This window comes from Blautia sp. HA3515 (genome assembly GCF_059933065.1).
Genome location: NZ_JAYFUY010000135.1, coordinates 1 through 10,716, shown reverse-complemented (window position 1 = coordinate 10,716; position 10,716 = coordinate 1). Strand labels below are relative to the sequence as shown.

The following is a 10,716-nucleotide window of genomic DNA, read 5'->3' as shown; positions in this document are numbered from 1 at the left end:
ATGATCAGCAGGCAGACCGCAATAAACTCCAGAGATTCTGGGCAAACTATTTTAACATTGAAAAAGGTATTTATGAGCAGCTTTTAGAGAATCCGGATGAGGTTGTTACCGGTACAGTAAAAGAGCTTGCTGAGAAATATGGACAGGAAGTACTTACCATGGTAGGTTTCCTGGATGGTATCAATGACAGTCTGAAGATTAAGAATCCTATTGAGACTATGGATGAGAATACAACTGTAAGCCTGTGCTTTGACAAAGAACTTCTGTATAAGAACATGGTAGATGCAAAAGCAGACTGGCTGTATGAGCTGCCTCAGTGGGATAAGATCTTTACTCCTGAGAAGAGAAAAGAGCTTTATTTGGAGCAGAAGAAGTCAGGAACTGTGATCAAGCCTCATAAAGTAGGCCGTAATGATCCATGTCCTTGCGGCAGCGGCAAAAAATATAAATATTGCTGTGGCAGAAATAAATAAAACGGTTTTTTAGATGAACGTATTCATTTTTTCGGCAGGTATTCTTTGCCTGACCTATTATATAGTGATTATTATCCATGCAGGTATTACTGCAGATTTTGCATGGATCTGGCCTGCAGGAACTGTTCTTTTATGGGGATGGTGTCTGGCCAGACGACACATGGAGCGATATGATCTGCAGCTTCCGGGCTGGATCAGTATGGCAGGTTATGTGCTGCTGGCAGCAGGTATTTGCTTATTTACATTTCTGTTGATCTGTGTGATACACGGGATGCAGGCAAAAGGTAAACCGGGACTTGAGTATGTAGTTGTTCTTGGCGCACAGGTGAGAGGGAAGAAGCCATCAAAGGCGCTGAGGATGCGTCTGGAGGCAGCCAGGGCTTATGCCAGGGAGAATCCGGATACAGTCCTGATCTTGTCCGGTGGGCAGGGACCTGGTGAAGATATCACAGAAGCAAAGTGTATGGCAGAGTATCTGCTTGTACATGGGATAGGAAAAGGGCAGATGATCCTTGAGGAACGGTCTGTAAGTACCAAGGAGAATCTTATTTTTTCAGATCAGCTGACTGGATGCAGTCATGGGAAATGTGGGATCTTGTCCAACAATTTTCATATTTATCGTGCCCTGTGTCTTGCAAGGAAGCTAGGATATCAGGATTTATGCGGCATCGGAGCAAAGTCGGATCTGATCATGCAGGTACATTATGTGATACGGGAGACAGCGGCCCTGATAAAAGAAAAAATATCCGGGAATATCTGAGTCAGCCCATTGACAAACAGAATTTCCACATATATAATGAGTGCGTAATAAGGAAAAACGATGAAGAGAAGAGTAGGCTGCAGAACGATTCAGAGAGAGACATATAGGTGTGATTGTCTTATCGTAAAGTAGTTGAAGACCACCTCCGAGTGACTTTAATACAGTCCGGTGATTCCGTTATCATCAAATAAGTGGCCATTTTATACGATAATATCAGCAGATAGTATGATCTGGCAAGCAGGGTGGAACCGCGAATGTTTATTCGTCCCTTACAGTGTATATGCATTGTAAGGGATTTTTTTGTATAATCTCATATAAAAGAGAGACGCATCCGTTAGGAACCCTTACATTAATTAAGTAAAAAGGAGAAAGAACATGGTTGTCACATTAAAAGATGGATCCAAAAAAGAATATTCCGAACCAAAGTCTGTTATTGAGATTGCTTCCGACATCAGTGAAGGACTTGCCAGAGTTGCCTGTGCAGGAGAACTGGACGGAGAGGTTGTAGATCTTAGAACAGTTATTGATAAAGACTGTGAGCTTAGCATTCTTACATTTGAGGATGAAGGCGGAAAAGCTGCATTTCGCCATACAGCATCCCATATCCTGGCTCAGGCACTGAAAAGACTGTATCCGGATGTGAAGCTGGCTATCGGACCTTCTATTGCAGAGGGATTTTATTACGATATTGACAGTGAGACACCGATCCAGGCAGATGATCTTGCAAAGATCGAAGCAGAGATGAAAAAGGTTGTAAAAGAAGCACTGCCCATCACTCGCTTTACAAAGCCAAGAGAAGAGGCAATTGCTTATTTTGAGGAAAAAAATGAGCCGTACAAGGTAGAATTGATCCAGGATCTGCCGGAAGGCGCAGAGATCAGTTTTTATCAGCAGGGTGAGTTTGTAGATTTGTGCGCAGGTCCTCACCTGATGAGCACAAAGCCTGTCAAAGCATTTAAGCTTACCAGTCTTGCAGGTGCATACTGGAGAGGCAGCGAGAAGAATAAGATGCTTACCAGGATCTATGGTACTGCTTATACCAAGAAAGCAGAGCTGGAAGAATACCTGAACCGTATGGAAGAAGCAAAGAAACGTGACCACAGAAAGCTTGGCAAAGAGCTTGGCCTGTTTATGATGAGTGATGAAGGCCCAGGTTTCCCATTCTTCCTTCCAAAGGGTATGGTTTTGAAGAATACACTTCTGGATTACTGGAGAGAGATCCATCAGAAAGCAGGATATGTGGAGATTTCCACACCTATCATCCTGAACCGTCATCTGTGGGAAACATCCGGACACTGGGATCATTATAAAGAGAATATGTATACAACAGTGATCGATGAGCAGGATTACGCCATTAAACCAATGAACTGTCCTGGCGGCATCCTTGTATATCAGTCAGAACCACGTTCTTACCGTGATCTGCCGCTGCGTATGGGTGAGCTTGGTCTTGTACATCGTCATGAGAAATCCGGTCAGCTTCATGGCCTGATGCGTGTACGTTGCTTTACACAGGATGATGCCCATATCTTTATGATGCCTGAGCAGATCCGTGACGAGATCAAAGGCGTTGCAAAGCTGATTGATGAAGTATACCAGCTGTTTGGATTTAAATATCATGTAGAGCTTTCCACACGGCCTGAGAATTCCATGGGAAGCGACGAAGATTGGGATATGGCGACTACAGCGCTTCAGGGCGCTTTGGATGACTTGGGTCTGTCCTATTCTGTAAATGAAGGAGACGGAGCATTCTATGGTCCTAAGATTGACTTCCATCTGGAAGATTCTATTGGAAGAACATGGCAGTGCGGTACGATCCAGCTTGACTTCCAGCTGCCAATGAGATTTAACTGCGAATATATCGGAGCAGATGGAGAGAAGCATCGTCCGATCATGATCCATCGTGTTGCATTTGGTTCTATTGAGCGTTTCATCGGTATCCTGATCGAGCATTTTGCTGGTGCATTCCCTACATGGCTTTCACCGGTACAGGTAAAGGTACTTCCTATTTCTGACAAATATATGGATTATGCAGGAAAAGTCCTTGATGAACTGAAGGAAAATGGTATCCGTGCAGAGATCGATACCCGTGCAGAGAAGATCGGTTACAAGATCCGTGAGGCAAGACTTCAGAAGATCCCATACATGCTTGTTGTAGGTGCAAAGGAAGAGGAAGAAGGCAAGGTTTCTGTAAGAAGCCGCTTCCTTGGTGATGAAGGAGCCAAAGATCTGAACGCTTTTGTTTCTGATATTAAAGAGGAAATCAAAACACGAGCAAACCGTAAGGTTGAAGTACAGGAAGAAAAGAAATAAAACAGTAAAAGAAATAAAACAGTAAAAGAAATTATGAAAGGACTGCAATCCGGGAAAAACCTGCGATACAGTCCTTTTGTAAAATGGAGGTTTATTCTGAACTTTATCAGCTTTATTCTGAGAAGAAAGCCGCTTTGATCTTTTCAACTGGCATATCCTGCCCGGTCCATAGACGGAAGGCTTCTGCACCCTGATACAGAAGCATATACATACCGTTAAATGCAGGACAGCCTGCAAGTCTTGCTTCCCGTAAAAAACGGGTTTCTCTGGGATTATAGATCACATCAGAAACGATCAGATCCTTATGATATATGGAGGTATCTGTTATGATAGTATTCTCTGTATTTGGAGCCATACCAAGGGATGTGGCATTTAAAAGCAGGTAGCTTTGTGAAATGGCATTTTTCAGAGCCTGCTGATCCTGATTTTCGTGAAGATAAGCATTGCATGGCAGAGTATGGTTGATGTTATCCACAAGTCTGCGAGTGCGATCCCAGAAACGGCTGGTTTTCCTAGCGAAAATGTGTATATCCTTTACTCCGTCCAGTGCTGCCTGTGCACAAATAGCAGTGGCAGCTCCACCAGCCCCCATTATGGTAAGCGTCTTACCGATAAGGTCATAGCCGGCGTCCTGTACAGCACGCATATATCCCATACCATCTGTATTATAACCGATCAGTCGGCCGTTATCATTTACAACTGTATTAATGGCACCGATCAAAGTAGCGGCAGGAGATAATTCATCCATAAGCTCTACTGCTTTGTTTTTGTTTGGCATTGTCAGATTAAAACCGCGGATACCACAGGTTTTCAGTCCATGTACAGCAGCAGGAAGACCTTCTTCTCCAACATCAAAGCAAAGATATACGTAATCGAGTCCTAACAGACGAAAGGCTTCATTGTGCATGGATGGTGAAATACTGTGTGCAACCGGGCTTCCAAGAAGAGCGGTAAGTTTTGTGTGGCCGGTGATTGGAATCATAATATACCTCCGTTTTACAGATCTTTGTGATCGTTGTGTTGTTTTTATTTTATTTCAGTGAAAAGGAGATGTCAAGAAATGACAAAACCCATTCAGGTAAAAAATCTTATACTGGGAGAGGGAATGCCCAAGATCTGTGTTCCTCTTACAGGAAATAAATCAGAGGAAATATGTACACAGGCTGTGAATGCAAAGACAGCAGGAGCAGAGCTGGTGGAGTGGAGAGCGGATTATTACTGCGACCTTTGTAATGAGGATGATTTAAGGGACACATTGGAAAAACTGATCCGGATTTTGGATCAAATTCCGTTGATATTTACTATTCGTACAAAAAAAGAGGGCGGAAGCGCAGAGTTATCCACAGAGGAATATATAAGGATCAATCTGGCAGCGGCCAGAACAAAAAAAGCTGATTTTGTGGATGTAGAAGTATTTGGAGAAGAGGAGGAGAAGAAGTCCCTGATCTTACAGCTTCAAAAAGAAGGCTGCAGGGTAATTGCGTCCAGTCATGATTTTGAAAAAACGGAAGAAAAAGAAGCGTTGGTTCAAAGATTTAAAAGAATGGATGAAACCGGTGCCGATATCTTGAAAATTGCTGTGATGCCAAAGAACTTTGAGGATGTTGCTGCAATTATGCAGGCAACAAAGGAAATGTGCACATATACCAGTAAACCATTGATTTCCATGTCTATGGGAAGTATAGGATCCATCAGCAGGATCGCAGGAGAAAATTTTGGTTCCTGCCTTACTTTTGCTACAGTAGGAGCTGCATCAGCACCCGGGCAGTTCCCTATCCAGGAGCTTCGTGTAATGATGGAGGCACTTCATCGGGAAAACAGGCAGCAAGAAACCCAGTGATCAGAACTGACAGAAAAAAGAAGGATAAAAAAAGAAGGATAAAAAATAGAAGGATAAAAAGTCAAAACATATCGAAATATCACGAGAAATTCTAAAGATCCTGGTGTTTGTTTTGACAAAATCCGCACCCCCTATCACCTTATAATGAATTCGCTCACCAAAGTGAAGGATTGACAGGTCATAGGGGGTTTTTATGTATGAAGATATACATAGATGTAGTCTTTGTAACAAATCTCTTAATGGACTATATTCTTCTGCAGGCAGTCGGTACATATCTGTCCTGCTGCAAAAGCCAGAAGCGAACCTTTGCCGGGGCAGCGATTGGTGCCCTGTTTTCCTGTCTGATTCTTTATGTACATATGGAGGGGATTCTGACTGTAAGTATTTTGCTTCATGGTGGATGTGCCTGTTGCATGACCTTTTTGGCATATGGTTTAAAGCGGAAAGGGCTCCTGGCAAAAGCGATTTTGTCTCTGTATCTTGCTGCATTTCTTGCTGGAGGATTGTGGGATATGCTTATGCGGGGAAGAAAGATAGGATTTTTGATCTTTCTTCTTTTTTCGGCGGTCACTTATTTTTGCTTTATGTTCCTGGCTTACATTTCCCAGGTTGTGGATATGAAAAAGAGGAATCTTTATCCGGTTGCCCTGTCTTATCAGGGAAAAGTACAGTCATCTTATGGATTATATGACACAGGGAATCTGCTGACAGATCCAATCAGCGGAAAACCGGTTTCTGTTGTAACACCGGAATTTCTGGCAGATTTATTGCCTGGATCGCTGGCAGAAAAAGTAACACATTTAAAAGAGAACCCAGGGGAGATTGAAAGTACGGAACTTGCAGGGCTGCATCCTCATTTCCTGATCTGCAGGAGTGTAGGAGGAGAAAGGATGCTTCTGGCAGTGACACTGGAAGACCTGATCATTCACACTCCCAAAGAAGTGGTTCATATTGAAAGCCCGGTGTTGGTATTGCCAGAGGAACCCTCTGCTTTGGGAAAAGAGTACCAGGTGCTTTTGAATGCTAAATTGTTGTAACAGGAGGGGAATATCTATGAACAGAGCAGCAAATGTAAGTTATTATCCGTTTCAGCTTTTTTCCAGGTTCGTATTCACAAGACCCAGGGAAATTTATTATATTGGAGGCAATGATATATTGCCTCCACCCCTTACGCCGGAGCAGGAAAATGATGTGCTGGAGTGTTTGGGAACAGAACGGGAAAAAGAAGCTAAGGCGCTTCTTATTGAGCATAATCTCAGGCTGGTTGTTTATATTGCGAAGAAGTTTGATAATACAGGAGTGGGGGTAGAGGATCTGATCTCTATAGGAACCATAGGGCTGATCAAGGCAATCAATACCTTTAATCCTGTGAAAAAGATCAAACTTGCAACATATGCATCCAGGTGCATAGAAAATGAAATTCTGATGTACCTTCGCAGGAACAGTAAAACCAGAATGGAGGTTTCCATTGATGAGCCTTTGAACGTAGACTGGGACGGAAATGAGCTGCTGCTGTCAGATATTTTGGGAACAGATGAAGATGTGATATCCAGACGTCTGGAGGATGAGGTGGAGATCACATTGCTGGGGAAAGCTATTGCAAAACTTTCCCCAAGGGAGCAGACGATTATCAAATTGCGTTTTGGAATTGGAAAGACGGATGGACGGGAGAAAACACAGAAAGAAGTGGCAGACCTTTTGGGGATTTCCCAGTCCTACATTTCCAGGCTGGAAAAACGTATTATGAAAAGACTGAGAAAAGAAATCGTCAAGTACGAATAAAGAGGTAAGATTCAGAAGCATGGTTTTTGGAAAAGACTTATTCCGGGGATCATGCTTTTGATGTGTGAAAGAAATATGGTATGTGAAAATATGATATGTGAAAAAATGATACGTGAAAGAATTATGATATATGAATGAAGTGCATAAAGCCTCTGAATACGGGGATACTATCACAAAAGAATAGAGGAGAAAGAAAAATGAATGGAAATGCAGAATTACTGAATTATGTATACCAGAATTCTCAGATGGGCATAGAATCCATAGAAAGGATTCTGGATCTGACAGAAGATGAAACACTTCGGGAGGTACTAAAGGACCAGCAGAAGGATTATATGAAATTTCATGAAAAGGCAAGAGAAAAGCTTCATGAGAATGGATATGATGAAAAAGGGCTGAATTCCTTTGAAAAAATGAGAACGTATCTGATGATCAATATGCAGACCCTAACGGATCAGTCGGCTTCCCATATCGCAAAAATGATGATACAGGGAAGCAGCATGGGCATTACTGAAGCTTTGCAGAAATTGCATCAGTATGAGGATGATACAGATAAGGAAATCCGGAAACTAATGGAGGATCTGAAGGATTTTGAAGAAAAAAATATAGAACGACTGAAGAAATATCTTTAAAAATGTAATGAAAACTAAAATATCATAGGGGATAAAAAGTCTGGAATGTTTCCGGACTTTTTTGTTTACGTTGAAACTGTGATGTGATATAGTATTACTATGAATTTAATAATACTGAAAGAGAATTTGGTGAATATGCTGAAGACTCATCTGTATTAGTAAAATAAAACAGTAAAAAGGAAACAAGAAAGATCAAGCGAAAGGAACATATCAGATAATGGAAAGATATTATCAACCAGAGATTGAGTGCGCTTCCCGGGATCAGATCCGGGAATTACAAAGCAAACGACTTGTGAAGCAGGTACAGAATGTGTGGGAACACGTTCCTATGTACAGAAAGAAAATGGAAGAACAGGGAGTAGAGCCAGGAGATATCCGATCAGTAGATGATCTTCATAAGCTTCCTTTTGTTACAAAGGACGATCTGCGGGAGGTTTATCCTTATGGTTTGCTGGCAAGACCACTATCAGACTGTGTCAGGATCCAGTCAACCAGCGGAACAACCGGCAGACGGGTAGTTGCTTTTTATACACAGCATGATATTGATCTTTGGGAAGACTGCTGTGCAAGGGCTATTGTTGCAGTTGGCGGTACAAAGGAAGATGTTTGCCATGTAAGCTATGGTTATGGACTCTTTACAGGCGGTGCTGGTCTTAATGGAGGTTCGCATAAAGTTGGCTGCCTTACATTGCCTATGTCTTCCGGGAATACAGACCGGCAGATTCAGTTTATGACAGACCTGGGGTCCACGATTCTGTGTTGTACTCCTTCTTATGCTGCTTATTTAGCAGAGAGTATTCATGAGCGGGGAGTACGGGATCAGATCAAGCTGAAGGCTGGTATTTTTGGAGCAGAAGCCTGGACAGAGGAGATGCGCCGGGATATTGAGGATAAGCTTGGAATCAAAGCATACGATATATATGGACTGACTGAGATTTCAGGGCCTGGAGTTGCGTTTGAATGTTCGGCACAGTCCGGGATGCATGTAAATGAGGATCATTTTATTCCTGAGATCATCAATCCCAAAACAGGAGAGGTACTTCCTGATGGAGAGAAAGGGGAACTTGTCTTTACCTGTATTACAAAAGAAGCCTTCCCTTTGATGAGATACCGTACAAGGGATATTTGTATCCTTAGCAGAGAAAAGTGTTCCTGTGGAAGAACTCATGTTAAAATGACAAAACCATTGGGCAGAAGTGATGATATGCTGATCGTAAAGGGCGTGAATGTATTCCCGTCCCAGATAGAGACTGTACTTATGAACAAAGGATACCCGGCAAACTATCAGATCATTGTTGACAGGGTAAATCATAGCGATACAATTGAAATACAGGTTGAGATGACTGCGGAAATGTTCTCTGACAGTTTGAGTGCTGTAGCTGCAAAGGAAAAAGAACTGGTAGATGCGTTAAAGGCTATGTTGGGTATTTATGCGAAAGTGAAGCTTGTAAATCCTAAAACCATTACCAGAAGCGAAGGAAAAGCAGTGCGTGTGATTGATAAACGTAATCTGTATCAGCAGTAAGCTGTAGCATTTTGACAGTTGTGAGATGTTTATTATATCTGCAATTGGCGAGAAGCAGATTAATTGTGGGTATTGAACAGTTATGAGCAAGTAGCGAAGCGGACCTGGAATATCCGCTTGATACTCATTAAAAAGTGAAAGGAGCAGAAGATTTATGACAGTAAAGCAGATTTCGGTTTTTCTTGAAAATAAGCCGGGAAAGTTGGCTGAGTTTACAGATGTTTTATCTGATAATAAAATTGATATGCGTGCATTGTCTCTGGCAGAGGCAGCAGATTTCGGAATTGCCCGCGTTATTGTAGATGATGTATACAATGCATCTACGGTTTTAAAAGATGCAGGATATGTATTTTCCATGACCAAGGTAGTTGCAGCTGTGATTCCAGATGAACCAGGTGGACTTTCTCATGTGATTAAGACTTTAGGCGATTCTGGAGTGAATATTGAATATATGTATGCATTTACCACTCCGAAAAAGGGAACTGCCTGCATGATCCTTCGGGTAGAAGATGTTGCAAAAGCAATTGAAGTACTGCAAAAAGAAGGCATCCGTCAGGTTGAGCAGGAAGAATTGACTGAGTTATAAAAAGCAAGGGAATTGAAAATGCGTGTAAGGGAGGATTAAGTATGACAACATTGGATATATTGGATCGACTGCAGAAAGATGCACTATGTGACAGAGAACTGAGAAAACATCTTCTTGCTACACGCAGTGAGAAGGATCCATTGACTGTATTTTGCCGTTTGTGCAGAAGTCTTGGCTATGAGCTCTATGAGATGGATCTTATTTCTGCTGGAGAAGATTTTTATGCAGAGATGCGCCGCAGTACAAATGGCGGTGGGGAGAATTCTCCAAAGCTTGAAGGTGAGGATGATTTTTATGAATTGCTGATGGCAAGCCTTCAGGAAGCTGAAAAGGCATCAGAGAAGTAATCATAGAAGTTCTCATAGAAGTTATCAGGCAAATTAAATAGTTGGATAAAAAAAATGGATTGGCAGACAAGATCATAAATAAGATAATCAGCAGTAGGGAAAATACCTGAAAGTGATGAAAAGATCTTTTGAATGCATCCAGCAGTTCAAGCTCCCTGAGTTTCTCAAAGAATAAGAAATTTTGGGAGCTTGAAGTGGATTTGTCTGCTGTATTCTTAAGCATTGTGGGAAAAAGAGTTAAAAAACATTTGAATAAAAAAATAATTTGAATTTTATTAAAAAAGTGCTTGACGAATGCTTTTGGGTGTGGTAAAGTAAACAAGCTGTCGCAAAGAAATGTTTCTGAACAACTGAAAAAATAGTAAGTTTTCAGAAAATATAAAATTACTGTTGACAAATGACTGAACTTATGGTAAAGTAATCGAGTCGTTGAAACAGAATGACAGATATCATCATCTTGAAAG

Annotated in this window: 11 protein-coding genes and 1 other annotated feature; of the genes, 10 read left to right on the top strand and 1 reads right to left on the bottom strand. The window is 41.7% G+C overall.

The window, feature by feature from the left end; all coding sequences use genetic code 11:
- The 3 genes from R1Y93_RS11290 to thrS all read left to right on the top strand — a co-directional run.
- A partial coding sequence (locus tag R1Y93_RS11290) for an SEC-C metal-binding domain-containing protein (protein WP_500822873.1) occupies nucleotides 1-473 on the top strand: 473 nt, incomplete at its 5' end.
- A 13-nt stretch (nucleotides 474-486) separates the two neighbouring features.
- On the top strand, nucleotides 487-1,233 hold the full coding sequence (locus R1Y93_RS11285; RefSeq protein WP_500822872.1) for a YdcF family protein: 747 nt from the start codon (nucleotides 487-489) through the stop codon (nucleotides 1,231-1,233).
- 51 nt (nucleotides 1,234-1,284) lie between these two features.
- Nucleotides 1,285-1,506 (top strand) — a binding site (T-box leader).
- Between the two features lie 102 nt (nucleotides 1,507-1,608).
- A complete protein-coding gene (gene thrS, locus R1Y93_RS11280; protein WP_500822871.1) occupies nucleotides 1,609-3,543 on the top strand; it encodes a threonine--tRNA ligase in 1,935 nt (644 codons plus the stop codon).
- Between the two features lie 112 nt (nucleotides 3,544-3,655).
- On the opposite strand, the gene R1Y93_RS11275 is transcribed toward thrS, so the two are convergent.
- A complete protein-coding gene (locus R1Y93_RS11275; protein WP_500822870.1) occupies nucleotides 3,656-4,525 on the bottom strand; it encodes a shikimate dehydrogenase in 870 nt (289 codons plus the stop codon).
- A 78-nt stretch (nucleotides 4,526-4,603) separates the two neighbouring features.
- Here R1Y93_RS11275 and aroD point away from each other — a divergent pair, with 78 nt between their 5' ends.
- The 7 genes from aroD to R1Y93_RS11240 all read left to right on the top strand — a co-directional run bounded on the left by aroD (nucleotide 4,604) and on the right by R1Y93_RS11240 (nucleotide 10,252).
- Nucleotides 4,604-5,383 (top strand): type I 3-dehydroquinate dehydratase, encoded by a 780-nt coding sequence (gene aroD, locus R1Y93_RS11270; protein ID WP_500822869.1) that lies wholly within the window; start codon nucleotides 4,604-4,606, stop codon nucleotides 5,381-5,383.
- Nucleotides 5,384-5,580: 197 nt separating this feature from the next.
- On the top strand, nucleotides 5,581-6,420 hold the full coding sequence (locus tag R1Y93_RS11265; RefSeq protein ID WP_500822868.1) for a sigma-E processing peptidase SpoIIGA: 840 nt from the start codon (nucleotides 5,581-5,583) through the stop codon (nucleotides 6,418-6,420).
- 16 nt (nucleotides 6,421-6,436) lie between these two features.
- Entirely contained in the window at nucleotides 6,437-7,165 is a 729-nt protein-coding gene (gene sigE / locus R1Y93_RS11260) for an RNA polymerase sporulation sigma factor SigE (protein WP_500822867.1), read from the top strand.
- Nucleotides 7,166-7,362: 197 nt separating this feature from the next.
- Nucleotides 7,363-7,794, top strand: a complete 432-nt coding sequence (locus R1Y93_RS11255; protein ID WP_500822866.1) for a hypothetical protein — start codon at nucleotides 7,363-7,365, stop codon at nucleotides 7,792-7,794.
- Between the two features lie 217 nt (nucleotides 7,795-8,011).
- Nucleotides 8,012-9,319 carry a phenylacetate--CoA ligase family protein gene (locus R1Y93_RS11250; RefSeq protein ID WP_500822865.1) on the top strand — a complete coding sequence of 436 codons (1,308 nt, stop codon included), beginning with the start codon at nucleotides 8,012-8,014 and terminating at the stop codon, nucleotides 9,317-9,319.
- 154 nt (nucleotides 9,320-9,473) lie between these two features.
- Nucleotides 9,474-9,905 (top strand): ACT domain-containing protein, encoded by a 432-nt coding sequence (locus R1Y93_RS11245; RefSeq protein WP_500822864.1) that lies wholly within the window; start codon nucleotides 9,474-9,476, stop codon nucleotides 9,903-9,905.
- 41 nt (nucleotides 9,906-9,946) lie between these two features.
- Entirely contained in the window at nucleotides 9,947-10,252 is a 306-nt protein-coding gene (locus R1Y93_RS11240; protein ID WP_500822863.1) for a hypothetical protein, read from the top strand.
- The last annotated feature ends 464 nt before the right edge of the window (nucleotides 10,253-10,716 follow it).